Origin of the sequence: Ruegeria lacuscaerulensis (genome assembly GCF_013034745.1) — a bacterium.
Lineage (GTDB): Bacteria > Pseudomonadota > Alphaproteobacteria > Rhodobacterales > Rhodobacteraceae > Ruegeria > Ruegeria lacuscaerulensis_B.
Genome location: NZ_WQGP01000003.1, coordinates 93,391 through 119,166, shown reverse-complemented (window position 1 = coordinate 119,166; position 25,776 = coordinate 93,391). Strand labels below are relative to the sequence as shown.

Below are 25,776 nucleotides of genomic sequence, written 5' to 3'. Positions count from 1 at the left end.
CGACTGATGAAGATCAAACTGCCTGATACGGCCGGAACGCTGCATGACTATGCCCTTGTCGGCACCCCTGTTGCGCCGTCGAAGCTGACGCCCAATTCGGCCCGCGTGCTGTATTCCGCTGCCCATGTCGTGGCGGACCCGTTTGGTGATCACGACCCTACAGGTCCCGCTCATGTGGATTGGACCAAGACCATGGAATTCCGCCACTATTTGGCTGGGATGGGTATGGGCATCGCCGAAGCGATGGACACCGCCCAACGCGGCATGGGGCTGGACTGGACCGGCGCATTGGAGCTGATCCGGCGCACGAAAGAAGAGCTGCCGGATGCTCTGGTCGCCAATGGTTGTGGGACGGATCATCTGGACCCGGCTGAGGCCACGTCGCTGGACGATGTCCGCCGCGCTTATCTGGAGCAGGTCGAAGCAATCCAAAAGCTGGGCGGACGCATTATCCTGATGGCTTCTCGGGCGCTGGCCAAGGTGGCGACGGGGCCGGATGACTATATCGCGGTTTATTCCGACGTGCTGGAGGCCTGCGATCACCCTGTCATCCTGCATTGGTTGGGCGAGATGTTTGACCCGCAGCTTGCTGGGTATTGGGGTGGCGCAGGTTTTGACGATGCGCTGGACACCGCACTGACCGTGATCCGCTCCAATCCGGACAAGGTCGACGGCATTAAAATCTCGCTATTGGACGCGGAAAAAGAGATCATCATGCGCCGCCTTCTGCCAGACGGCGTCAAGATGTATACCGGCGATGATTTCAATTACCCCGAACTAATCGAGGGTGATGAGCAAGGCTTTTCGCACGCCCTGCTGGGGATATTCGACCCCCTCGCCCCGGCGGCGGCCTATGCGGTCAGCAAACTGAGCGAAGGTGATACCGCGGCCTTCCGCGCAACGTTGGACCCGACCGTTCCACTTGCCCGGCACATATTCCGAGCACCCACGCAATACTACAAGACCGGCGTGGTGTTTCTGGCATGGCTGAACGGGTTTCAGGATCATTTCGTGATGCTGAACGGCGCACAGGCAACCCGGTCTTTGCCCTATTTCACCGATTGCTTCAAAATGGCAGATGAATGTGGCTTGTTGCGCGACCCTGATCTGGCGGTTGCGCGCATGGGGCATATTCTGAAGCTCTACGGGGTCTGATTATTGCGAGATTTCTCTGACGATCATTCTGCGCTGGCGCTGAATACGGCTACGTTGGGCCATAATCTCGATGGCTATGGTGCCGGATGGTCGCCCGAGCAGGTGATCGATGCCTGCGCGGCGCGCGGCTATGGCGGCATCACCTTCTGGCGGCGCGAGTTGAGTGGACGCGAGGTAGAAATCGGCGACCGGGTGCGCGCGGCAGGGATGCAAGTGGTCGGTCTGTGCCGGACGCCATTTCTGACCGGGCCGCTGGCCTTGCCCTCGGACCAGCAGATTATGGATGATTTCTACCTGTCCATCGATCAGGCCGCAGGCCTTGGGACGAACGTCCTGACTATCGTCACTGGCGGACCAGAGCCCGGAACCAAAGGCGTTCTGGACAGTCAGAAAATCCTGGCCGACCGGGTGGCGCGGGCGGCGCCTTATGCAGCGGACCGAGGCGTTAACCTAGCGCTGGAACCCCTGAACCCCGCGACAGCCGGGAACCGGACCTGTCTGATGACAGCGGCGGATGCGCTGAATGTTTGCGATGCTGTTGGAGCAGAAAATGTGGGCGTTGCCATCGACGTTTACCATGTCTGGTGGGACACTACGCTGGCCGACACGTTGGCCCGCCGAGCGCAAGGCCGCATATTGGGATATCACCTGTGTGATTGGCTGGCCGACACGACCGACGTCTTACTCGATCGCGGTATGATGGGAGACGGCGTCGCCGATCTGCGTGCCCTGCGTGATGCGGTAGAATCTGCCGGCTATTACGGGCTGTGCGAGGTCGAGATTTTCTCGGCTGAAAACTGGTGGAAACACGACCCCGATGAGGTTCTAGACACGATCGTCAGCCGCTTTCGCGCCTGTTGCTGAGCGTCACGCAGGCCCTGCCACGGCGGACTGACCCGCGCTGTCGGGTGCTACATCTCGATGTCGCAGACAAAGACGCCGTCCGCGCCGCCCTCCAGTTTGGCCACAATCCGTCCGCCAATTTCTTGATGGGTGGGGTCCACAAGGTAAGCGTCACGCACCGAAATGTCCCGAAAATCAAACCAGAACATGTCGTTGAACCCCCGCACCAGGGGCGTTTCAACCGAGATATTCTTACGGTGCTGAAAATCCAGAATGCCGTCGATATGGCCCGAAAGCGCGGCCAGATCATCGTAGAGCGCTTGTTTTTCACCCTCTGACACGGTGTCAGCAAAGCGCAGGTGGACAAGGTGGCGGATCATGCTTGTGTCCTTTGGATGTTACTTCCAGAAATCTGCTTTTTTGCGGGCCTTGAAGGCGGCCAACCCGGTCTGAAGCTCGGGCTGCATAGCGGCAGCGCGGCCAGCCAAAACTTCGAAAACGCGTTCACGCTCTTCGCCCTCGGCGGCGTTGATCAGCATTTTGACCAACTCGGTCGCAATAGGCCCACGATAGCGCAGCGTTTCGGCCAGTTCGGTCGCGGCAGCCAGACCTTGGCCTTGTTCAACGACCTGATCCACCAACCCCAGACGCTCGGCCTCGACCGCGTCGAACTGAGTTCCGAACAGTGCCATGCGGCGCACGGTTTGCGCTCCGAAACGACGCACGGTGCGTTGTGTACCGGACCAGCCCGGAATGATGCCCAAGGCGGGTTCGGGTTGGCCAATTCGGATATGCGCCTCGGCGATGCGCAGATCGGCGCAAGCAGCCAGTTCCAACCCACCCCCCAACGCATGACCGTTCAGCACAGCGATCACCGGCTGCCGCAGCCGCGCCAAAGCGTCCAAGGCCTGGTGCCCGTCGCGCAGCCAGTGCCGCGCAAATCCATCGGGCGTATGATCGGCCCAGGCATCAATGTCTCCGCCTGCGCAAAACGCCCTGCCTTCACCGGTCAGAATGACAACATGTGCATCCTCTGCCCTTTCGATCTGACGACACAACGCCAAAAGATCATCCATCATCGCTTCGGTCAGCGCGTTCAGCCGGTCCGGGCGGTTGATCGTCAGCCGCGCTATGCCGTTTTGGATATCGAGCAGGAAATGGTCCATCACGCCGACTGCAACTCCAATCCCATCAATGCCGGATCAAACAGATCGGCATCCATAGTTTTCAAATCCTCCGAGACCAGCAAGGGAGTTGCTGCCTGATCCAGAATATCCCGCTGCAAGTCTAGGCCCGGTGCAATTTCGGTGATCATCAGCCCATCATCGGTCAGTTTGATCACACAGCGCTCGGTCACATAGGTCACGTCCTGCCCCTGCATCTGCGCGCGCTGGCCCGAGAAGGAAATCTGGTCAACCTCGTCCACAAACTTGGCCACTTTCCCCTCTTTCAGGATGGTGATCTGCCCATTCTCGACCGTCATTTTTGCGCCCGCATTGAAATTGCCCGAGAACACGATCTTGCGCGCCCGCGCCGTGATATCAACGAATCCTCCGGCCCCCGCCGTGCGGTGCGGGATGGCCGACAGGCGCGAGACATTGACCGAGCCGTGTTTGTCCACCTCAAGGAAGGACAGAAGCGAGGCATCAAAGCCACCCGCCTGGAAGTAACAGAACTGATGCGGTGACGGCACGAACGCCTCGGCATTGGCCGAACAGCCAAATTTGAAATCCAACAGCGGCACACCGCCCACTGCACCCTGCTCAATCATCCATGTGACCGAGCCATGCAGCCCCTCTTCGACCAGAATGCGCGGAACGTTGGCTGAGATGCCGAAACCGATATTGACGGCCCAGCCGTCTTTCAGTTCTTTCGCGACGCGGCGGGCAATGACCTTGCCAATGTTGAACTCGGCCGTGCGAAAGCTTTCGATGGGACGGGTCAATTCGCCCGAGATTGCGGGGTCGTATTCTGTGGCAGTGGTCTGCAACTGATCGGGCGCTTCGACAATCGCGTCCACCAGAATACCCGGCACATGTACGTCATGGGGACGGATACTGCCCGCCGCCGCGATCCGCTTTGCCTGCGCGATGACCACACCGCCATTGTTGCGAGCCGCCAGTGCCATTTCCATCGCGCCTAGATAGGCTCCTTCATGCTCAAAGCTCAGGTTGCCTTTTTCGTCAGCTGTGGTCGCGCGGATAATGGCAACGTTGGGGGCCATGGATTTGAAATACAGCCAATCTTCGCCCTCAAACTCCATTCGTTTGACAATGGGCTCGGCCCGCGCCGCTGCATTCATGGCGCAGCCTTCGATCTGAGGATCGACAAAGGTGTCCATTCCCACTTTGGTCAGAACACCGGGCCGTTTGGCCGCCGCTTCGCGCAGCATGTCGAAGATGATGCCTGAGGGCACGTTATACGCCCGCACCTGCTCGCCCGTGATCATCTGCCAGATCAAGGGCGGTTCAGCATTGCTGGGACCTGACGGATACGAGCCACCAATGATCCGCGTCAGCAGACCAGGTTTGGCAATATGATCGACCCCTTTGGTGCCAAAGAAATCTCCGGCCGCGATGGGATGAATGGTGGTCAGGTTTGTCGGCGCATCTTCCTCATCGAAACGTTCGCCCAAACCCTTCAGAACCGCATCGGGACAGCACAGACCGCTGGACGAATTCACCGCCACAGTCGCCCCATCTGGTACGAGATTGGCTGCTTCGCGCGCTGTCATCTGCTTTGTCATGCGATCCTCACGAAAGTAACTAACTGGTTATAAGTTTATGCCTTGGCGGGCGTCAAAAGGCAACTGAAATTACCAAAACGAAGGAATTGACCAGAATACAAGTAACTATTAGGTTACTTGTAAACTTGTCCTTTGGGAGGATCATCGTGAACATATACTTTCAGAATACCAATCAACGTACATTTGGCACTTTTCCACTGACCGAGAAAGAGCTTCGCGACGCAATGGGTATCGCGGCTGAGGTTGGGTATCGTTCCTTCGATACAGCACAAATGTATGGAAATGAAAAAGAAACCGGTGACGGGCTGGCCGATCTGGGATTGCCCCGCGAAGAGATCTGCGTGACAACTAAAGTGCACCCCGACAATTTTGGCGCAGCAGAGTTCTTGCCTTCGGTCGAGGAAAGCCTCAAGAAACTGCGTCTGGACTATGTCGATGTTCTGTTGCTGCACTGGCCGCCGATCGGAGGGGATATCGCACCTTCGCTGCTACTGCTGGCGCAAGCTTATGAAAAGGGGTTGGCGAAGAATATTGGTGTATCGAACTATACCGCCCAGATGATGCGTGACGCGGTAAAAATCATTGATGCGCCGATTGTCTCGAACCAGGTCGAGTTTCATCCTTTGCTGAATCAAGATGTCCTGCTGGCCGCAGCCACCGAGACAGGTATTCCGCTGTCGTCTTATTGCTCAGTCGCGCGCGGCGAGGTGTTCAAGCATCCGCTTTTTGCCGAGATTGGCGCAGGCTATGGAAAAACGGCGGGGCAGGTCGTGCTGCGTTGGATTCTGCAAAAAGGGGTGTCGATCAACACCATGTCCACCAAACGGGCCAACATTCAGGCCAATTTCGACGTTATGGATTTCACGCTGTCCAGCATCGACATGGACCGGATCGACGCGATGACCCAAACCGGATACCGGATTGTAACCGAAGATCTAGTGCCGTGGGCCCCCGAGTGGGACTAAGGAAAAAAAGCGGTGCCGGGATACGGCACCGCCAGTTTGGGGAACGCTTTCAAGTTCAGTGATTGCCCCGGATCATGTCCGATGCTTTTTCGGCCATCATGATTGTCGGTGCGTTGGTGTTTGATCCAATCAGGCTGGGCATCGCCGAGCTATCGCAGATTCGCAGCCCATCAACCCCGCGCACCCGCATTTGCGGATCGACCACCGCCATCTCATCCACACCCATTTTGCAAGTACATGTTGGGTGATAGGAGGTACGGCCATATTGGCGGGCGTAGGCTTCGTATTCCGCCTGTGTTTTCACGTTGTCACCGGGGAAGTGAATTTTGCGGATGTAGTTTTGAAGGCTTTTCTGCCGAAAAATCTCGACGCTGTGCTTCACTCCTTCGACCGAGATTTTCAGATCATCCGGGTGACCCAGGAAATTGGGATCGACCAGCGGCATATCCTCGACCTTGTTCGAACGTAGACGTACGGTGCCGCGGGCCTTGGGACGGACAGTATACGAATTCAGCGTAATGCCCGAACTGCCTTTGGGCACACTGGGAACCCCGGCCTCGGCACCGGCCCCCGCAAGGAAATGAAATTGCAGATCAGGCACCGTGGCCGTGTCGTCTCCATACCAGAACGCCCCGCCTTCAACCACGTTCGAAGTAACAGGCCCTGAGCCGAACAGGTAATACTGAATTCCAGCCCAGGCAGCCCAATGGGGCTTGTTGTATTTGTCCAAACTATAGTGCCCGTTCAGTTCGGCCACGATATCGATGCCGAAATGGTCGTTCAGGTTCTCACCCACACCGGGCAAGTCTTGTTTCACCTCGATCCCGTGCTCGCGCAGATGCGCGGCGGGGCCGACACCCGACAACATCATCAGCTTGGGTGTTCCAATAGCGCCCGAAGTGATCAGCACTTCCTGATCCGCCGATGCCGTCTCAACCTGTCCGCCCTGATCGAATTCAACACCGGTCGCCCGGCCATTTTCGATGACAATCCGATGCACCTGACACCCAGTTTTGACCGTCAGGTTCCCGCGCGACATCGCCGGTTTCAGATATCCTACAGCAGCCGAGCAGCGTTTCGCATTCCAAGTGGTCGTCTGGTAAACGCCTGCACCTTCCTGAACCGCCCCGTTGAAATCCGGGTTATAAGGGATGCCCGCCTCTTGGCACGAGCGTACAAAGGCGCGGGTCATCTCTTGCGGGTCTGGGATGTTGGACACACCCAAAAGCCCTTCGGTCCCGTGCCAGTCTCCGGACAGGATCGCATTGCGTTCGGAGCGAATGAAGTATTTCTGGATATCCTTGAAGGCCCAGCCCTCGCACCCTTCCTCATTGGCCCAACGGTCATAATCGACCGGGTTGCCGCGCGTGAACACCTCGGCATTGATCGAGCTTCCACCACCGATCACCCGGCCCTGAGCATAGGGGATTTCGCGATTGTTGGCGTTGACTTGCGGGACGGTTTTAAAACCCCAGGTATGCGGCCCGTCCGTCATCTTGGCAAAGCCCACAGGCATGTGGATCAACGGGTGATTGTCCTTTCCGCCCGCCTCCAGCAGCAGCACCTTGACGGCGCCGTCTTCGGTCAGGCGATTGGCCAAAACACAGCCCGCTGATCCGCCACCAACGATGATATAGTCAAATCCGATTGCCATTACTCTACCCAATGTGACCGTTTGCCGATCTCGACATGGATCGACTTGATCTGCGTATATTCCTCGACGCCGTGCATCCCGGCCTCGCGGCCCCAACCGGAGGCTTTGAACCCGCCGATCGGCAGTTCGGGCCCACCGGCCAGCGTCGTGTTGACCCAAAACCGCCCGGCCTGAACACGGCGAGAGATCGTCAGTGCCTTGTCGATATTCTTGGTCCAGACACTTGCCGCCAGACCGTATTCCGTATCGTTGGCAATCGAGATCGCTTCGTCAATCGTGTCGAAGGGGATGACAACCAGAACAGGGCCAAAAATCTCTTCCCGCGCGATGGCCATGTCGTTGGTCGCATTGGTGAAGATGACCGGGTCGATATATTGCCCACCCGCGATTTCGGGCGTTCCGCCCCCGATCAGCAGGGTCGCGCCCTCTTCCTGACCCTTGGCGATGTAGGACAGGATGGTGCGGTTCTGCGCGTCTGTCGTGATCGCGCCCGCCTGGGTGCGCTCGTCCAACGGATCGCCCACGCGGACCTTGCGCAGTTTGTCCGCGACCATGCCTGCAAACTTTTCTGCCACCGAGCGTTCAACGAGCAAGCGGGCGCCGGATACACAGCACTGGCCCGTGTTGAATGCGATGCCGAAAGCTACGCCATCGGCTGCGTCCTCTAGGTCGGCATCGGCAAAGACGATCTGAGGGTTCTTGCCCCCCAGTTCCAAGCCTAGCTTTTTGAAATTGCTCTGCCCCGCCGCTGCAACGACCGAGCGACCAACAGCGGTTGAGCCGGTAAAGGACAGCATATCCACATCCATGTGTTCCGCCAGCTTCTGGCCGATCACGCTGCCTGATCCGGTGACCACGTTGAACACACCATCCGGCAATCCTGCTTCCGACAGGATCTCGGCCAGCAATAATGTCGTGGCACTGGTCACCTCGGAAGGTTTGGCAACGATCGTGCAGCCCGAAGCGAGGATATAGGGCACCCGTTCGCAAAGGATCAGGAAAGGGAAGTTCCAAGGCGTGATCAGGCCAACCACGCCAACGGGCTCGCGTGTGACAATCCCCATGGCGCCGTCGCCACTGTTGTTAAAGCTGTCACCGTGCAGAGCCCGCGCCAAACCTGCTGCAAATTCGAACATGCCAACGCAACCGCTGACCTCGCCCCGCGCTTGGCTGATGGGTTTGCCGTTCTCCAGCGTCTCCCAATAGGCAATTTCATCGGTGCGCTGGCGGATCAACTCAGCGGCTTTAAGCAAGACCGCCGCGCGGTCGGCCCCGGACAACCCACACCACCGGCGGTCGTCGAAGGCCGTGCGGGCCGAAGCGACAATGACGTTCAGATCGTCCTCTGTACAACGCGGAATACGTGTAACTGGCACGCCATGTCCGGGCGAAGATCGCTCGAACAGATCGCGGTCTCCGGCAGGTACCCAGCGGCCCTCCATGAAGAACCCGAACTCACGAGGTTCGGAGGGTGGCGTCAGTATCTGTGCGTTTTGGTCCATCATCTGGTCTCCGAAATAAGCGCGCGTCAGGCCGAGGCGTCCAGCCCGTCGCGGAAATCATTCCACCCGCCATCCACAGAGGACGGCGCATCATGCCATTGGTGCAGGATATCCCCGGTTGCGGGGTCCTTGTCCGGGATAGGCAGCATCATGATCCGCTTGGCGGCCGCCTGAAACATCTCGGGCGTCAGGAAGGCTTCCTGAATGTTGTCCCAGTCACGACCCCCGGCGTAGCCGCCGACCATCATGATATCGTCGGAATGACCCACCATCTCGTGGCTGACACCGGCGGGCATGACGATGACATCGCCCGCCTCGATCCTGACCCGGGTCCAGCCCTCGACGGACAGGTTGAACTCCATCCAGCCAATCGCGCAGCCCAGACATTCATGCGAAGTCGAGTGGAAATGGGCGTATTTATAGACACCTGGATATTCCCAATTGTTCCCCCAGCCATTGCTGCGAAATCTGGCCTTGACCGCATCCACGCCGCCACCGGGTATTGCGCCGCGATGGATCAGCAGGGGAAACCGGCTGTTTGGGATCATGCCTTCGGGTTTGGATGTGTAAACTTCTACAGTCATGTGCGCTCCTCCCATTGCGGCTAGTCTGTTAATGCTATCTGCGTCTTGAGGTCCTGCGGACGGTCGACAAAACTGTCAAAAGCGGCCTGTATCTGATCCAGTGGATAAGATGCGCCGGTAAAGTGACAGGTTTTGATCCGCCCATAGGTCAACAGCGTCAACGCGTCGTGCATATCCTGCCCCATGCCCGCGACCGAACCCTTGATCGAGTTCTCTTGTAGAATGGTTTGAAGAATATCGACAGGTAAGGTCTCACCCGCCCCGGTGATACCGAAAGCCGCGATGTGACCGCCTTTGCGGATCAGGCGCGTCGCTTGTTGGTAAAGCGCAGGCAGTCCCACGCTTTCGATCACCACATCCGCACCGCGTCCATCTGTATGGTGCAGAACAGTGTCTTTCAGCTTTGTGGGGTCGCTGACACCCACGTCTGCACCGGCCTCCAGCGCCATTTTGACGCGCTCCTCGGACAGATCGGCCACGATGATCGGTGCCGCTCCTATTGTGCGAAGCAGTTGTACATGCAAGTTGCCGATAGGGCCCGCGCCCAGCACGACAACCGATTGACCGAAACTGATGTTCGCCTTGCGCGCGCAACGCACGACACAGGCCAGCGGTTCAGTCAGGGCAAGAACCCCGGCGCTTACATCACCGGGCGCAGGGATCACCAAGCGCGCGGGCACCGAGATATATTCGGCAAAAGCCCCATCCATCGTGATGCCCATTTGTTGCATATTGGGGCAGTTCAGGACCTCATTGCGGCGACACCAATAGCAGGTACCGCAACCGATATTCATATCGACCACCACAGGCGCGCCGATGGTCAGCCCCGTGACACCCTGGCCAAGCTCTGCAATCGTTCCGGTGAATTCGTGACCGGGAATCATGGGCAGGTTCTCGGCCGCGTAGTGCCCGTTGAATATGTGCATGTCCGTGCCACAGATCCCGACCCGAGAGATGCGGATCAAAACCTCGTCGCGACCTGGGACAGGACGGGGCACATCCTGAACTTCGAACTGGCCGGGTTTCACCAAAACGGCCGCTCTCATGGTTCTGGTCATTTCACGACCCTCAGCTTTGTGCGGTCGATGGTCAGCGCGATAGCCGTGATCAGGATCAGGCCAAACACCATCTGCTGCTGGGTGGCGTCCACCTCGAAATACAGCATCGAGGATCGAATTACCGCCACGATGAGTGTACCGATCAGCGTGTTGATCACCCCGCCTACTCCTCCGGTCAGTGGTGTGCCACCGACCAGAACCGCGACGATTGCTGGCAGCAGGAACCCGTTCGCCAGAGTGGGAGAGCCTCCGGAGAGTTTGACCGAGAACAGCAAGCCTGCAATCGCCGCAAGTCCACCGGACAGGGCAAAGGCCATGATCTTGATGCGGTTAACATTCAGCCCCGAGGCAACAGCAGCCGGTTCCCCTGCCCCGACAGCCTTGAGCGCGCGCCCAAAGGTGGTGCGCGACTGCAGGAACCACGCGCCCAGAACCAGCACTGCAGCAATGATCAATTCCGCGGGCAAACCAGCGACCGAGCCGGTCATCCAGCCAAAGGTCGAATCCCGCATCTCTGCATTCATGAACAAGGCCCGTTGCCCCGACATGTATTGTGCGGCCGAAAAGGCGATGCCGCCCACTGCCAGGGTCGAGATAAAGGACGGCACAAATAGCCGAGTCGTCACAAAACCAGAGACAGCGCCCAGAACAATGCCGGCCAGAATACAGATCAACGCCGCGCCGATACCAAAAGTCGGCAGGGCAATTGTCGCCACAACCGTGGTCATATTGGCCACCGACTGTGCCGACAGGTCGATCCCGCCGATATAGATCGCGAAGGTCATCCCAAGCGCCATGATGAACAACGGCACAATGTCGGCCATCATCGAAATCAGGTTCGCCGGGCGCAGAAAATTAGCATCCGCAGCCCCCACGACCAGCACAAGCGCCAGCAGCGTGATCCAGGGCAGATGGGGTTTGATGCGTTCAAAGCTCATGGGTTCGGCCTCAGATCATGTGGTGGACAAGGTCATAAAGCGACGGCTTGTCCCCTGGGCTGCAATCGAAACGTTTTTGGGCAACACCGTCTTTGAGAACGATTATGCTGTGGCTGAGGCCGATGGCCTCTTCCAGCGTATCTGCCACCAAGATGATGCCGACGCCGTCATCCGACATCTCACGCACCATGTCATAGACATCTTCCTTGGCGCCGATATCCAAACCGCGCGTCGGGTGATCCAGCAGGATGATGTCTGATCCCGCCGAGCGCCATTTGGCCAGCACCACCTTTTGCTGGTTGCCGCCCGACAGCCCGCCGCAATCCTTGTAGACATCGGGGGTTTTTATCGCCAAACGGTCGATCCATTGCTTGGCCAGAGATTTCTCCTCACCAATGCGAAGCACGCCGGAATTGGCATAGTTGCCCATCTGGCTGAGAGTCATGTTCTCATACACATTCATCCCGGCCACGATGCCTTCGACCTTGCGTTCGCGAGGGATGTAACCAACCCCATTGGCAACCCCGGCCTGCGCGTTAAACTTGGTAACCGTTTCCCCCTTGAGGGCGACGGTTCCCGAAGACGGGCTTTCCAGACCAAAGATCGTGCGCAGGATCGCCTCACGCCCCGATCCCTCTGTACCGACAAGGCACAGAACCTCTCCTGGGCGCAGGTCGAATGAAATATCGGAGTATTTTCCGGCCACAGAGACATCGTTGAAGGCTACTAACGGTTTCGCCTCGGCCTGATAGGGCTTTTGCTTTTGTTCGCGGTAATATTCCTTGTCGACGTCGCGGCCCACCATCTTGTGCTGGATTGCATCCACATCGGCGTCATCATGGGCGACAACGTCCACAACCTCGCCGTCCTTCATCACATAGATACGGTCTGACAGGTCCAGAACCTCGTCCATGCGGTGGCTGACAAAGATGAAGGACGCCCGCTTGGTGAGTTCCCGCACGAGGCTGAACAGCAGCTCGACCTCTTCTTTCGCCAGTACGCTGGTCGGTTCGTCCAGCAAAATGACCAGATCGCCGTCGATCCGCTCTTCCAGTGTCAGAACCTTGGCCAATTCGACCAGCTGACGCTGTGCAAAGGACAGTTTCGAGGTCGTGGTCGCCGGGTCGATATCCAGCTTGACCTTGGCCAGTTGCTTGCGCGCGGCCTCGGCCATGGCTTTCCAGTTGATCACGCCATATCTGACGAATTGCTGCTCGAACCCCAGAAAGATGTTTTCCATCACGGTCAGGTTGGTGATCAGGGATTGCTCTTGAAACACCATGCCGATGCCGTGATCCATCGCCTGACGCGGGTTCTGGAACCGCACTTTGGTGCCGTCGATGGTGATATCGCCTCCATCGGGTTGATACGCTCCATAGATAACCTTCATCAGAGTGGACTTGCCCGCGCCGTTTTCGCCAACAAGGCCCACGATCTCACCGCGTCCGATCTTGAAATCCACGGATTTCAGCGCATGGACGCCTGGAAATTTCTTGTCGACATTAATCAGTTCGTACATCTGCCGGCCCCTATTTCACGAAGGTTACGGATTTACGGTCGGTCGACAGTACCACCGCGGCGATCACCAGAATGCCCAAAACTCCGTCCTGCACGTAGCCGGGCAACCCGATCACAACCATGCCGTTGTTGATGACGTTGACGATCAAGACCCCGATCAGAGTATTCCACACACCCCCGATCCCGCCCCACAGCGCGGTGCCGCCAACAACGACAGAAGTAATCGACACGAACATGAAGTTCGACCCGGTCGCGGTTTCCGCGATCCCGATCCGACCCACAGCCAACAAGGCCCCAACCGCATAGAAAATACCGGCTAGTGCAAACCCCATGATCCGCACGCGATTGACGTTCAGGCCCGAGGCATGGGCCAGTTCCTCGCCTCCGCCGACAGCGTAGAAATTCCGACCCAGCGTGGTGCGGGACTGGATGAACCAAGCGATCAGCAGGAACAGCAGCGCGACATAGCACATGATAGGAAACCCGAACCAACGCTCGGTCAGCAGGGACCGGAACAGGTCATCCTCGACTCGGATACGGTCACCGCCCGTCAACAGCAGCGCGAAACCAGTGCCAACGAAACCCATTGCAAGTGAGGCCATGAACGACGGGATTTTCAGCAGGACATGGACCAGCCCGTTCACGAATCCAATGGCCCCACCAACCAACAGCGCCAGCGGGATCGCCAGCCACGCCCACGACGCCAGCGTGCCGCCCAAGGCGATAAAGGCAAAGGCAAACACCACTGCGCAAACCGACACCGTGCCCTCCATCGACAGGTCAATCGAGCCCATGATGATGATGAAGGTCACACCGATTGCGACCATCAACGCCGGTGCGGACGAAATCCCGATCCGCGCGAAATTACGCAGCGAAAAGAAACGGGGTTCCATCATTGTGAAAAACAGGACCAGAACCAAAAGGACAATCAGGGGCGCCCATTTGATCAGAACATCCCGTGTCAGCACATTGCTCACGTGCTTTCTCCCACTGAGTGAATTGGTGGGGGTCGCTGTCGCCGCAGACCCGTGTGAGCGGGCCGGATCACGTCCGGCCCGCCATCACTTTATTTATACTGAATCTGGCCGTTCGACGTGGACCAGAAATCCTTCCAGTCATAAGTCGGGACGCTGTCCAGATATTCAGCCTTGAACGCCTGTGCGTCTTCAGGGCGGACCATGATGGTCGGGCCGTAGAATTCGCGGTGCTCGTTGGGCTCTTCGGACGGCTTGAAGTGACCGGTTGCGGCATAATAGGCCAGCGCTGCCGTGATGCCGCCACCCCAATGCGGGTTGGTAAAGACAGTGGCCAGAATCTTGCCTTCGCCGACCAGTTCAACCGCCTGCGGGTTACCGTCATAAGATACGATGGGCATATCCTCGATACCTTCCGCACGCAGCGCTTCCAGCACGCCATAAGCAATGGTGTCGTTGGCGCAGTGCACACCTTTGATGTCGTCGCCATAGCGGGTCAGGAAAGCGCTCATGACCTGATTGGCTTTCTGAGTATCCCAGTCGGCAGGCTCGGCTGCCAGCAATTCTGCGTTGGGGTAGTCTTTCAGCGCGTTGTTCAGTCCAGCCAGACGCTCGATCGCAGGGTTGTTTGACGCGATACCGCCCAGATGAACAACCCCACCGGAACCGCCCATTGCATCCAGAAGAATTCGCGCCGTCTGTTCGGCCGGGCCTTCATCGGACCAGCTCATGTGGCTGACATAGTTATCGCCGAAGTCCCAGGGGTGCAGGTCGTCGGTCTTGTTCCACAGCGTGGATACATAAGCACCTGCCTCGACACAGCTTTCCACCACCGGACGCGCATTGGGCGCATCATTGGTGTCGATGGCCAATGCCAATTCACCATTGGTTTTGGACAGCAACGCCTTGACGTCCGCCAAGGATTTCTCAGAAGAGCCCTCGTTGATCAGGTGAGTCAGGAAGTCCTTGGGCTTGCCGAGGCTTTCGACAAACGCCTCGCCGCCCGAAACGATCTCGTTCCAGTATGGGTTGGTGCGGTTGCGATAGGACCATGCAACTGTCGGGTCGGTAATAGCCGCACGCGCCATGCCCCCCAACATGCTGGAAATCGCAGCACCACCAACGCCATAGGCCGATGCAAGCAACAGATTACGACGCGTGATCGTCTCTTGTTCGATGTATTTTTTGATAAATGACATTACGTCCTCCCGTTTGGATCCGCAGTCAGAAGCAAAGACACGCACGTGCCGCTCCCCCTCGGCGCAAGCTACACACCCTCTCAGGTGCGAATTTTATGCACTAACTAGTTACTTCTTTACGAGAGCATGTGTCAAGCGTTAAGAAAAGGAAACCCAGATCGCAAATTGGGCTGCGGTCGACTGCAATATTGCGCGGCTGGATGGTTTCGCTGGAACAGGATTTGAAATATTGAAGTTGCAGAGAAGCCAGTAACAAAAAGTATTGAGGACCAAGGACGTGGGCGAACCAGAAAAGAAGGGTAGAAAGCGGGATGCCCAGGCGACCAAGGCCCGAATACTAAATGCGGCCAAAAAAGAATTCGCCAAACACGGATTGGGTGGCGCGCGCGTTGACGAAATCGCCGAGCGCGCAGATGCTAACAAGCGGATGCTGTACCACTATTTCGGCAGCAAAGAGGACTTGTTCCGAACCGTTCTGGAAGAGGCCTATCTTGATATCCGCAGCGCCGAGCGCAAGCTGAACCTCGAAAGCTTGTCGCCGTCAGACGCACTGGAATCCCTGGTGCGATTTACGTGGAAATACTACCTCAAAAATCCCGAGTTCATTACTTTGGTCAACAGTGAAAACCTGCATCGCGCCCGACATATCAAATCGCTGACCAGCTTGCAGGATTCGACCCGAGGACTTGTCGATATGGTCGAGTCGATCCTGAAGCGCGGCCAGGAAACCGGCGAGTTTCGCGCGGGCATTGATGCAACCCAGCTCAACATTACGATTGCGGCTATTGGCTATTACTATCTGACCAACCGCTTTACGGGATCATTTCTGTTTCAGCGCAACATGATGGACGAGCAAGCTTTGGAAGAACGTCTGAATTTCAACGTCGAAAGCATTCTCAGGATCGTTCAGGCACCCTGAGACAGTCGATGTCGATGATCAGGCCGAACAGGAATTCAAATTGCGGTACATCCGCACGGCTGAGCACGGCCAAACGTAGCTGACGCCCGATCGGCCAGAGTCGGGCGCCAAGGTTCTGTCGTCGGCAGACAAGAACGCCTTTCAATTTACCCCGGCCAGGGCAAGGAATAGGTTTTGACGTTGGTGAAGAATTTCATCGCTTCGATAACGCCTTCTTTGACCCCGTTGCCGCTGTCCTTAATACCACCGAAGGGTGACATTTCGATGCGGTATCCGGGTTGTTCCCAGATGTTGCAGGTGCCGACGTTCAACCCGTTAATAAAAGCGATGGCGCGATTGAGGTCGTTGGTGCAAACGCCCGAGCTGAGGCCAAAATCGGTCGAGTTCGAAATGGCCATGACCTCTTCGTCGCTGTCTGGCACACGGACGATGGGAATGATCGGGCCGAAGGTTTCCTCCATCACCAGCTCGCTGTTATGGGGCACCTTGTCTACCACGATGGGCGGCAGCAGCGCGCCTTGGCGACCAGGGTGATAGAGGATTTCTGCGCCCTCGTTCTCGGCCTGATAGACGCGATTCTCGAACAGTTCAGCAGCCTTGTCATGGATGACACAACCAAGTTCGGTATCCAGGTCCTGCGGGTCGCCAAACTTGATCTTCTTTGCCTTCTCCAGCACCAGCGGCACGAACTTATCCGCCACGCTATCCTGCACCAGAATGCGCTTAATCGCGGTGCAGCGCTGGCCTGAATTCCCAGTTGCTCCGGCCACGGCGATAGTTGCTGCCTTATCCAGATCGGCGTCCGAGAGGTCATTCAGAACGATCAGCGGGTCATTGCCTCCCAGTTCCAGCGCCTGTCGTTTGTATACTGCTTTGGACGCAATCAACTTGCCCACCGGTACGCCGCCCGTGAAGGTTATGATGTCGATGTGGTCATTGGTGATCATCTCATCACCAATATCCTGCGGCCAGCCAGTGACCACCTGGAACATTTCGGGCGGCAGACCGGCGTCATAGAGGATATCAGCCAGCGTCAGGCACGTTAGAGGCGTCAATTCGGTCGGCTTGCACACCATGCAATTGTTGGTGGCGATTGAGGGCGCAATCTTGTGGCTGACCATGTTCAGCGGGTGATTGAAGGGCGTGATCGCGCTAATCGCATTCACGGGCTCGCGCGTTGTAAAGATCTTGCGGTCCTTGCCGTTGTGGGTCAGGTCGCAGGAAAAAATTTCACCGTCATTCTTCAGTGCCTCGGCGGCGGCGAATTGATAAACGTCCTGCGCGCGCTTGGTCTCATAAATCGCGTGCTGGTGGCAGATGCCAAGCTCCAGCACCAACCACTTGGCCAGGTATTCGCGGCGCTCACCGATCAGCTCTCCGGCACGCTGCAGGATTTGGCTCCGCTCATAGCGGGTGAGTTTCGGTTTAAAGGCAGCAGCGATCTCGAACGCCTTGCGGGCATGTTCGGCCTTACCTGCGGGGACGTGCCCAACCACCTCGTTGGTGTAAGGGTACAGAACTGGCACCGTCTCGTCGGTAAAGACTATCTCGCCGCCGATACGCATCCCTTCATTTCTGATCTCGGTCATGGGCTGATCTTTCATAACTTATTGTGCCGCCGCTGTAGTGGCGTAGAAAAACGCATCAAAGTTGCGCAGATCGGGCGCGTTGCCCAGATCAACGACCCGGTTGACGATGAAGGGTACCTCTTGCTCGGTCAAGCCGCCATGGCTGCGCAGCGGCTCTTTCAGCGCGGCCAGATCGTGACGGTCGGCCGAGGTGCCGATGGTCATGTTCTCGCCCGAGATCATCACGATGTCACCAATCCGGTCGGCGGGCAGCTCAAAGCGTTTGATTGCCTCTTCCTTATCCACCACCAGGATCAACTCGTCCCTTGCGTCCAGCTTGGCCATGATCTCCGCGCGATCCGCGCCCTCGGGCAGATAAGCGGTAGCAAAGGCGCCAAGCGCGCCGTGATGGACCACATAGGGGTCAGTAATCGGCAGGATCACGCGGGCCTGACCTTCGCCCAGCCATTCATCCATCAGATCCTGCGCGTAGATCACATTGGGCTCACCCGCAGCGTTGTGCTTGGGCTTCATGCCGTGGTCCGCGGTGACGACAATGGCCGCGCCCATCTCATCCAGCTGCGCTAGGTATTTGTCGAACATGGCGAAGAAATCCAGTGCGCCCTGCTGTTCGGGGGCGAACTTGTGCTGGATGTAGTCCGTGGTCGACAGATACATGATGTCGGGCTTGAACTCTTTCAGCAGCTTGACGCCTGCGGCAAAGACGAATTCGGACAGATCCGCCGAGTATACCTCGGGCACCGGCATGCCCAGCCAAGCACTGGCATTGTCGATGCCATGCTCGGCCTTGGTAGTCTCGCCCGAACGTTCTGAAGAAAAAGCCACCGCGCGGTCTTCGTCGAATTTCAGGCCCGCGCCCAGCAGCGCGCGCAGCTTATCCTTGGCGGTGACCATGGCAACACGATAGCCCGCATCATAGAATTGCGAAAAGATGGTCGGCGCGCGCAGAAAGCGCACGTCGTTCATCATCACCTCTTCGCCGCTGTCAGGGTCGATCAGGTAGTTGCCGCAGATACCATGGACAATCGGCGGACGACCGGTGGCAATGGACAGGTTGTTGGGGTTGGTAAAGCTGGGGATCACCGAATGGGCCAGTCGGTCGGTGCCAGTCTCGCAAATACGTTTAAGTGTCGGCATCAGGCCCTTGGCAATGGCCACTTCCAGATATTCCGGCTCGCACCCGTCCAGGCAGATGGCGATGGCGGGGACTTTGGGGGACGGGTAGACGCGCTCATTCGCGGTCACGGGAGTTTGAATGGTCATAGGCGTGTCCTTGTCTCTTATGCGGCCAGTTTGGCGCGTTCTTTCAGAGCCTGCGCCGGAGGTGTCGCGCTGGCGACCCCCATTTGGGTCAGACTGTCTTTGGCGGCAGCCACAACCTGCCGCATCACATGTTCATCCATCTGTCCGATGCAGCCGACGCGGAAACTGTCCACTACAGTCAGCTTGCCAGGATAGATGATAAAGCCCTTGCCCTTCATCAACTCATAGAAGCGGTCAAAAACGAACTTCTCGTCCGCAGGGCAAAAGAAAGTCACGATGATCGGGCTCAACCAACGGTTCTGCAACAGCGTCTCAAACCCCAATGCGCGCATACCCTCAACCATCGCATCGCGGTTGCGGCTATAGCGAGCGCCGCGCGCGGCAACACCACCTTCGGCTTCATGGGCTTTCAGCGCTTCCAAAAAAGCAGCAACCACATGGGTGGGCGGGGTAAATCGCCACTGGCCGGTCTTTTCCATATGCGCCCATTGCGCATGCACATCCAGCGATAGTGAGTGGCTGTTGCCTTTCGCCGCCTCAAGCTCCTCCTTTCGGGCGATGACAAAGCCAAAACCCGGCACGCCTTCGATGCATTTATTGGCCGATGACACGACAGCTTCATACCTGATGTCCGAGGGCTTCAGCTCAATTGCGCCAAAGGCAGACATCGAGTCGATCAACAACTTGCGCCCCGCCGCGTAGACAGCTTCGGAGATTTCTTCGACCGGATTCAAAATGCCGGAACTTGTTTCGCAGTGGATGGCAATCACGTGGGTTATCGAAGGGTCATGCGCCAGAATCTCGGCCACTTCCGCGCCACGCGGCGGCAGGTAGTCGCCCTTGTCCAGCACCACATGTTCGCGCCCCAGATAGGCGAGCGTCTGCGCCGAACGCAGCCCATAAGCCCCATTCGCCAGCACCAGCGCTTTGCCTTCTTTCGGAATGAACGAGGCCAGCATCGCCTCGACCGCGAATGTGCCGCTGCCTTGCATGGGAACGCAGTCAAACGCATCCGCACCTTCGCCCAGCAGCGCCAGCAACCGACGACGCATTTCACGCGTCATGGCTCGGAAGTCTTCATCCCAGCTTCCCCAATCCCGCAACATCGCCTGTTTCACCGCGTAAGAAGTGGTCAACGGGCCGGGTGTCAGAAGATAGGGTTCGCCCATTTGCGGCTTCGGGATCGCTGTGTCGTGTCCGGTCATATCAAGATCCTGCACCAGGTTTTCACGACTGATTTGCAACGAGGTTTACCATATGTAAAATTGCTATTATCAATCTATCAATAAATCTGGCCTATATATCGAGCTTCAGTAGTTCCTCATGCGTTACAGTCAACTTCGTGCCTTTCATCATGTGGCCTTGCACGGCGGGTTTTCTCGCGCGGCAGAAGCGCTGTTTCTAACTCAGCCTGCTGTCTCGGAACAGGTCCGACGGTTGGAACAGGACCACGACCTGCTTTTGTTTCAGCGTGAACGCAAGCAGGTGGTCTTGACCACCGCCGGAGAGCGTCTGTTCCGGTTCACAAAGCAATATTTTGAGACCGAGGCGCAGATCGAAGATTTCCTGTCGGAATCTCGCGCAGCTATTGATGGAGAGTTGCGCATAATCGCCGACTCCGCGCATCACCTGACTGACTATCTGGGGCAGTTTCGGGCCGCGTACCCCAACATCACGATCACCGTCCGCAGTGGGAATACGAACGACGTTTTAGACGAATTGCGAGCCTATAATGCGGAAATCGGCATTGTTGGCAGCCCCTCCCCCGGAAAAGACATGACCTTGCTGGACCTTGGTTCAGCGCGGATCGTCGGATTTGCCGCACGCGAACGTGTCTCGGATGATCTGCTGTCTCTGTCGATGTCCGAATTGCAGAACCATCCTTTGGTCTTTCGCGAAAAAGGGTCCAAAACCCGTCAGAAACTGGAGGATGAAGCCCGGCGCGCCGGATTCACATTGAAGCCCGCCATTGTCGCTGAAGGGCGCGAAGCCGTGCGCGAATTGGTCGCCTCGGGGGCAGGTATCGGGTTCGTTTCCCAGGCCGAATTTGGCCGGGATGATCGCATCCGGCAGATCCCGCTAGAAGGAGTTGATCTGCAAATGGGAGAAAGCATGATTCATCTGACGCAGCGGGCAGATGTCCGTGTGATCCGCGCCTTCATGGAGTTTGTTGCACGCATCAGAAATGAAACTTCTGTGTGAATGAATGGCCGGGTTTTGCTACCCGACCTCAGGAGTTGGTCTCAATTTCTGCGCCTGCAACCCCCGGGGCTAGATGACGCAGCGCGCGCGCGCGCGTCTCAGCCCTGCGATTACGTGGTTCTGACCCCGTACCAGTTCTGTTCGCGAAAACCCCCAAAGGTCTTTGGATCGGGACGCTATCTTTGTTGCTTCTTCCAATCCGGGAAGGGGTGGAATGGTCAGGGCCGGATCATGCCGGAACCGGTCCGAGCGGTTGAAATTCAGCGGAACCAATATGCGGGCAAGGTCCTGAATAGCCGCGTTAGCCTTCGCCTGAGGGATATCTCCCTTGGCGGCGCGGTCGTAGAAGGTTTCCAATTCCGCCAGCAAATCGTCTGCGGCAGAGGCGGCATCTGACAGGTCGAACCCGTCCCCGGCCTGCTGCTGATAATCCGCGATCGTCGCCTGAAACTCCCGCGCTGTCGCACGCCAGTCCATCGGAAGAAGACCCGCATTTGCGTTGCGGAAGACGGCCAGCAGATAGACCTTGATGTCGCGCAACAGGATATCCTTGTTAGCAATCTCAAGCGTATCATTTTCGGTATGCCAGGCGATGTTCATACCGCACCCACCGACGGCGTAGTACCCCAGCTCTTCCCGATGCGCGTCGGTCATGGCCGAGGACAGCATGAGATAGCTTGAAATCCCGATATCGTTGAAGGAATAGTCCCCAGCCCGATGCGGCCGTTCGGATTGCAGCGTTTTTCCGGCCACATCCTGAATGACCCCCGCCAGAAAATCATGCGCTTCGGACATGACCGAGACATGGATGAACTCGGTCGCCCACCGGCAGCCTGGGCTGTCACAATTCACCTGCGCCACGCAGTTTTCATCCAGATCCAGCGCGAACGTGTCCGAATACCAGGTCGATCCGGCGTACCGCCCGGTCGAATGCCCGGGCCACCAGCAGATCTTGACCGTGCGCCGCAACTTGTCCCGATTGGCCCACAGCACGCGTGCGACCTCCAGCATCGTGGCGTCGCCGGTGGCATTGTCGCCGACGCCCACATCCCAACTGTCCAGATGACCGTGCAGCAGTACATATTTCTCAGGCTCTTCAGTGCCAGGAATGGTGATTTCGGGCAGTTTCGAGCGGAACCAGCCTTCCTCCATCTCGGTAAAGATCGTGGCCTCACCCCCGGATTTCGCCAGCTCGATCAAGGCCTTTCCACTTTCCATATTTACCGCCGCCGCCGGAATGTTTGGCTTACGGTGCAGGTCACTGACGCTTGGGATGCCCCAGATCGTCGTGCAGATGCCCCAATGGATATCGACGCCGGGATTGATCGCAATCACCCCAACTGCGCCGCACCCTTCCATCAGCGAGATGATCGCCGGGCTGGCAAACCCTTCGGTCAGAACGATCTTGCCTCGAACGCGGGCTTCCATTTCGGGCCCCGCTTCAAGCTGGCTTTCAAAGGCGTCCTCTTCATCCATATTGGTCGTGCCACGGATATAGACCAGAGGTCCGCTGAACCCGTTAGGCGCATTAGCGCTGAACGCAGGCGGTTTGGCCCGGTGAATCACGCCGCCCGCTTCGATGCGGGCCTGACCGGGTAGACTCAGGAACAACTCGGGTTCATGTACCTTCACTTCTACGCCGTGTTTGGTCAGACGTTCCACCACCTCATCCATGCCGCGATTGACGTCATCGGGATGCTCGCGCTTGAAGGTCGAGAAGCTTTCTACAAGCGCCCAAGGCTCATCAATCGTAACCTGGTCCAGCAAGGCGGTTTCCTGAGGGGTCATAGGCTTCTCCTGTGTTTTAGTGAGTGAAACGAGGTAGCATCTAATAAAACATATGCAGACAAAGTGATTCCGCGCAAGGCCCGCTGCTCTAGCTCGGAAATTGCAAAAAATGGAAAGCACTCGACGCAAAAGCGAAGGTTTTTCTCAGCCCAATGTCAGCTTTTCTGAGATCTCATTGGCAGCAGCAATAGCTTTTTTGATGTAACTCGCCCGACGCACTTCATCCAATCGGACCGAGGCCCCGGCGACTGAGATACCCGCGATGATTTCGCCCGCGCTGTTTTGAATCGGCGCGGCGATAGAAAAGGCCCCGTCATCCAGATCGTTGATCGCGACATTGTATCCGTTGGTCCGGATCAGCAGCAAAACCTCGCGCAGACGGTCGGGATCGGTGATGGTGTGCGGGCTGAATTGCTCCAACTCAGAGGAGAGAACACTGTCGCGGATACTAGGTTCTGCATAGGCCAGCAGCAGCATCGATGCTCCGCCCGCATGCAAAGGCCCGCGCCGCCCCGGCTGCGCAAAAAGCCTTATACTGTACAATCCCTCACGCGTTGCGATCGCCACAGACGCGGTGGCTTCCCGTATCACTAGATTGACATTCTCACCCGTATCATCCCGTAGCGCGTCCATCACAGGGCGCGCCACTTGCAGCAAGGCGCCCTCGCGCCCGACCCGTTCGCCAAGCAGCGCGATACGGTATCCCAGCGAATAGATTGCACGTTCCTGGTCGCGCTGGACATAGCCGTCTTCTTCCAGTGTTTGCAGCAAGCGAAAGACGATCGACTTGGTCAGCCCCAACTGTTCAGACAGAGCCGTCGCGCCGATGCCGGGGGTTTCGGCCAAAGCCTCCATCACGCGCAAGGCACGGGCTACCGCGTCGATGCGATACGACTTTCGGTCTTTTCCAGCGTCGGAAGAATCTTGTGACACGCGCAGCCCTGACACTCTTGCTTTTAAACGAATCTGTGTTTTACTGAATGAACGTTAGCAAACTCGTTTCATTCAGTAAAACAATAATATCGCCTCGCAGGACGGTGGTAATCGTGAAGCGGATATTGCGCATAAGGCGGCACCACAACGACCGCCATGATGGAAACAGCCCGCGCGCATCGTGGGCGAACCAACGGGAGAACGACATTGAAGACTCTTGTTACGGCTGCTGCCGGACTTGCCGTCGGAGCATCGCTCTGGGCCGCAAGTGCTAGCGCACAGGACCAGATCCGCACGATTGAGCTTTTAACACGGCCACAAGCCGCGCAACCGGCCGAATTTCAGGCCATCCAGCTGATTGCCCAGGAATGGCGCAAGCTGGGGCTGGACGTGAATGTGAATGTCATGCCCTGGTCGCAAATGGCCGATGCGGTCTGGTATAACCGCGATGACTGGGATGTGACGGCCTGGCAAATGACCGGACGGCCCGAGCGGTCCGACCCCGATGAAATCATCTATAACCTGTTCCATTCTTCAACTGCCGAGAACGGGTATAACTTCATCGGCTACAAGAACCCCGAATATGATGCACTGGTCGAAGAACAGCGCGTGACGGTCGACCCAGAGGCGCGGCAGAAACTGGTGCTGAAAGCGCAGGAAATTCTGGACGCCGATCAGCCAAATATGATGCTGGTGCATCCACAGCAGGCCTTTGCCTTTGACAAGACCGTGTTTGACCCTGCCTCGGTGGTGGATCAGTCCGGCATCGGTATTCGCAGCTATTGGACGTGGCTGGGTCTGACGCCTACGGGCGATCAGAAGGATATCATCGTCAACAGCTCGGACAACGTGATTGCGGTGAACCCTCTTTATATCTCGGGCGTGACCGATAATTGGCTGACGGAACTGATCTATGACCGTCTTTTCCGTGTGGGTCCCGATGGCCTGCCGCAGCCCTGGGCAGCGGAAAGCTATGACTGGCGTGATGATACCACCATTGCCGTCACTTTGCGCGATGGACTGACCTTCCACGACGGCAATCCCGTCACGGTTGACGATGTGGTCTTTTCCTACGCAGCGACCACCGGCGGCGAGGCGCCGATGTATGCGCCCTTTGGCAGCAATGTCGCCAGTGTCGATGTCGAGGGCGACAACACCATCGTGTTCACGCTGAATACGCCTTCAGCCTCGTTCCTGACGTCCAGCCTGGCCAAGATCAACATCATCCCGAAACATGTGTGGGAACCCATTCTGGCCGATCTGTCTACGAAGGAAGAGAATGCGGAAAGCTATCAGGAGGATATCCCTATTGGCTCGGGCGCGTACAAGTTTGTGCGCTGGCTGCCGAATGAGGAAATCGTGCTTCAGGCCAATGCCGATCACTTCAACGCCCCCAAGGCCGAGCGTTTCATCCTGCGTCTGGTTCCGAACGCCGAAGCCGCGTTGGGGATGTTGCGGTCGGGTGAGCTGAACTTCCTCACTGATTTCCAGGGCGATCCGCAAGTGCTGCTGGATGCCGCCGAGCAGGATGGCGACCTCGAGGTCGTCTCGACGGTCGACATCGGCTTCCGCTACGTGGCCTTCAACCTGCGCCGTCCGCCGTTCAATGACCCGGCCTTCCGTCGTGCGTTGTCGGCTGCGGTCGACCGTCGCTTGATCGTAAACGCGGCCTTCAAGAAATTCGCCGTCCCATCCAACTCTGTCGTCTCCCCGGCGTTGGAATATTGGCACGCCGAAGATGTCGTGACCGGGTTCGAAGCCGGTAGCGACGTAGCCAAGTCAATCCTGCAAGAGGCCGGCTATGGCGGCGTTGGGGATCGGCTGACCTATCCCGACGGAGTTAAGGAAACACTCGCGGACTGATCTCCGTCGGGCTGGCGCGGCGGGCAACCGCCGCGCCATTCTTCCCACTACAACCAAACCCTTCGGGGCGCTTTCAGGACAGA

Annotated in this window: 22 protein-coding genes; 6 read left to right on the top strand and 16 right to left on the bottom strand. The window is 57.6% G+C overall.

Annotation, left to right across the window (positions count from 1 at the left end):
• The first annotated feature begins 6 nt into the window (after positions 1-6).
• Together GOV79_RS06755 and GOV79_RS06750 are read left to right on the top strand one after the other, a co-directional pair.
• A complete protein-coding gene (locus GOV79_RS06755; protein ID WP_170789150.1) occupies positions 7-1,155 on the top strand; it encodes a dihydrodipicolinate synthase family protein in 1,149 nt (382 codons plus the stop codon).
• A gap of 3 nt (positions 1,156-1,158) precedes the next feature.
• Positions 1,159-2,019: a sugar phosphate isomerase/epimerase family protein gene (locus tag GOV79_RS06750; RefSeq protein WP_170789149.1), complete on the top strand. Its 861-nt coding sequence runs from the start codon at positions 1,159-1,161 to the stop codon at positions 2,017-2,019.
• A 47-nt stretch (positions 2,020-2,066) separates the two neighbouring features.
• Here GOV79_RS06750 and GOV79_RS06745 read toward each other — a convergent pair whose 3' ends face one another.
• The 3 genes from GOV79_RS06745 to GOV79_RS06735 are packed head-to-tail and all read right to left on the bottom strand — an operon-like array spanning position 2,067 to position 4,744.
• On the bottom strand, positions 2,067-2,378 hold the full coding sequence (locus GOV79_RS06745) for a Dabb family protein (RefSeq protein WP_170789147.1): 312 nt from the start codon (positions 2,376-2,378) through the stop codon (positions 2,067-2,069).
• 18 nt (positions 2,379-2,396) lie between these two features.
• Entirely contained in the window at positions 2,397-3,164 is a 768-nt protein-coding gene (locus GOV79_RS06740; protein ID WP_170789145.1) for an enoyl-CoA hydratase/isomerase family protein, read from the bottom strand.
• Positions 3,164-4,744 (bottom strand): acyl CoA:acetate/3-ketoacid CoA transferase, encoded by a 1,581-nt coding sequence (locus GOV79_RS06735; RefSeq protein WP_170783536.1) that lies wholly within the window; start codon positions 4,742-4,744, stop codon positions 3,164-3,166. The genes GOV79_RS06740 and GOV79_RS06735 overlap by 1 nt, the downstream gene beginning before the upstream one ends.
• 146 nt (positions 4,745-4,890) lie before the next feature.
• Here GOV79_RS06735 and GOV79_RS06730 point away from each other — a divergent pair, with 146 nt between their 5' ends.
• Positions 4,891-5,709 carry an aldo/keto reductase gene (locus GOV79_RS06730; RefSeq protein ID WP_170789143.1) on the top strand — a complete coding sequence of 273 codons (819 nt, stop codon included), beginning with the start codon at positions 4,891-4,893 and terminating at the stop codon, positions 5,707-5,709.
• 55 nt (positions 5,710-5,764) lie between these two features.
• Here GOV79_RS06730 and GOV79_RS06725 read toward each other — a convergent pair whose 3' ends face one another.
• The 8 genes from GOV79_RS06725 to GOV79_RS06690 all read right to left on the bottom strand — a co-directional run bounded on the left by GOV79_RS06725 (position 5,765) and on the right by GOV79_RS06690 (position 15,136).
• On the bottom strand, positions 5,765-7,363 hold the full coding sequence (locus GOV79_RS06725; protein WP_170789142.1) for a GMC family oxidoreductase: 1,599 nt from the start codon (positions 7,361-7,363) through the stop codon (positions 5,765-5,767).
• Positions 7,363-8,868: an aldehyde dehydrogenase family protein gene (locus GOV79_RS06720; RefSeq protein ID WP_237217961.1), complete on the bottom strand. Its 1,506-nt coding sequence runs from the start codon at positions 8,866-8,868 to the stop codon at positions 7,363-7,365. Before GOV79_RS06720 ends, GOV79_RS06725 begins: the two co-directional genes overlap by 1 nt.
• Positions 8,869-8,891: 23 nt before the next feature.
• On the bottom strand, positions 8,892-9,449 hold the full coding sequence (locus GOV79_RS06715; RefSeq protein ID WP_170789141.1) for a hypothetical protein: 558 nt from the start codon (positions 9,447-9,449) through the stop codon (positions 8,892-8,894).
• A gap of 20 nt (positions 9,450-9,469) precedes the next feature.
• Positions 9,470-10,507 carry a zinc-dependent alcohol dehydrogenase gene (locus tag GOV79_RS06710; RefSeq protein WP_214648114.1) on the bottom strand — a complete coding sequence of 346 codons (1,038 nt, stop codon included), beginning with the start codon at positions 10,505-10,507 and terminating at the stop codon, positions 9,470-9,472.
• Positions 10,504-11,445, bottom strand: coding sequence for an ABC transporter permease (locus GOV79_RS06705; protein WP_170789139.1), 942 nt, complete (start codon positions 11,443-11,445; stop codon positions 10,504-10,506). The genes GOV79_RS06710 and GOV79_RS06705 overlap by 4 nt, the downstream gene beginning before the upstream one ends.
• Positions 11,446-11,455: 10 nt before the next feature.
• Complete coding sequence (locus tag GOV79_RS06700) at positions 11,456-12,964, bottom strand: sugar ABC transporter ATP-binding protein (RefSeq protein ID WP_170789138.1); 1,509 nt, start codon at positions 12,962-12,964, stop codon at positions 11,456-11,458.
• A 10-nt stretch (positions 12,965-12,974) separates the two neighbouring features.
• Positions 12,975-13,940, bottom strand: coding sequence for an ABC transporter permease (locus GOV79_RS06695; RefSeq protein WP_170772218.1), 966 nt, complete (start codon positions 13,938-13,940; stop codon positions 12,975-12,977).
• Positions 13,941-14,029: 89 nt separating this feature from the next.
• A complete protein-coding gene (locus GOV79_RS06690; RefSeq protein ID WP_170783544.1) occupies positions 14,030-15,136 on the bottom strand; it encodes a sugar ABC transporter substrate-binding protein in 1,107 nt (368 codons plus the stop codon).
• Between the two features lie 277 nt (positions 15,137-15,413).
• Here GOV79_RS06690 and GOV79_RS06685 point away from each other — a divergent pair, with 277 nt between their 5' ends.
• A complete protein-coding gene (locus tag GOV79_RS06685) occupies positions 15,414-16,055 on the top strand; it encodes a TetR/AcrR family transcriptional regulator (protein WP_170783546.1) in 642 nt (213 codons plus the stop codon).
• A 146-nt stretch (positions 16,056-16,201) separates the two neighbouring features.
• Here the strand turns inward: GOV79_RS06685 and phnY are convergent, their stop codons facing one another.
• The 3 genes from phnY to GOV79_RS06670 are packed head-to-tail and all read right to left on the bottom strand — an operon-like array spanning position 16,202 to position 20,112.
• Positions 16,202-17,644: a phosphonoacetaldehyde dehydrogenase gene (gene phnY, locus GOV79_RS06680; protein ID WP_237217960.1), complete on the bottom strand. Its 1,443-nt coding sequence runs from the start codon at positions 17,642-17,644 to the stop codon at positions 16,202-16,204.
• Between the two features lie 18 nt (positions 17,645-17,662).
• Complete coding sequence (gene phnA, locus GOV79_RS06675; protein ID WP_170789135.1) at positions 17,663-18,907, bottom strand: phosphonoacetate hydrolase; 1,245 nt, start codon at positions 18,905-18,907, stop codon at positions 17,663-17,665.
• 17 nt (positions 18,908-18,924) lie between these two features.
• On the bottom strand, positions 18,925-20,112 hold the full coding sequence (locus tag GOV79_RS06670) for a 2-aminoethylphosphonate--pyruvate transaminase (RefSeq protein WP_214648113.1): 1,188 nt from the start codon (positions 20,110-20,112) through the stop codon (positions 18,925-18,927).
• A gap of 118 nt (positions 20,113-20,230) precedes the next feature.
• Here GOV79_RS06670 and GOV79_RS06665 point away from each other — a divergent pair, with 118 nt between their 5' ends.
• On the top strand, positions 20,231-21,109 hold the full coding sequence (locus tag GOV79_RS06665) for a LysR substrate-binding domain-containing protein (protein WP_170789133.1): 879 nt from the start codon (positions 20,231-20,233) through the stop codon (positions 21,107-21,109).
• Between the two features lie 69 nt (positions 21,110-21,178).
• Here GOV79_RS06665 and GOV79_RS06660 read toward each other — a convergent pair whose 3' ends face one another.
• Together GOV79_RS06660 and GOV79_RS06655 are read right to left on the bottom strand one after the other, a co-directional pair.
• Complete coding sequence (locus tag GOV79_RS06660; RefSeq protein WP_170789131.1) at positions 21,179-22,897, bottom strand: M28 family metallopeptidase; 1,719 nt, start codon at positions 22,895-22,897, stop codon at positions 21,179-21,181.
• Between the two features lie 144 nt (positions 22,898-23,041).
• Complete coding sequence (locus tag GOV79_RS06655; protein WP_170789129.1) at positions 23,042-23,830, bottom strand: IclR family transcriptional regulator; 789 nt, start codon at positions 23,828-23,830, stop codon at positions 23,042-23,044.
• Between the two features lie 207 nt (positions 23,831-24,037).
• On the opposite strand from GOV79_RS06655, the gene GOV79_RS06650 reads away from it, so the two are divergent.
• The gene (locus tag GOV79_RS06650; RefSeq protein ID WP_237217959.1) at positions 24,038-25,693 is read left to right on the top strand and encodes an ABC transporter substrate-binding protein; all 1,656 of its coding nucleotides are present in this window, start codon (positions 24,038-24,040) and stop codon (positions 25,691-25,693) included.
• Positions 25,694-25,776 lie beyond the last annotated feature (83 nt).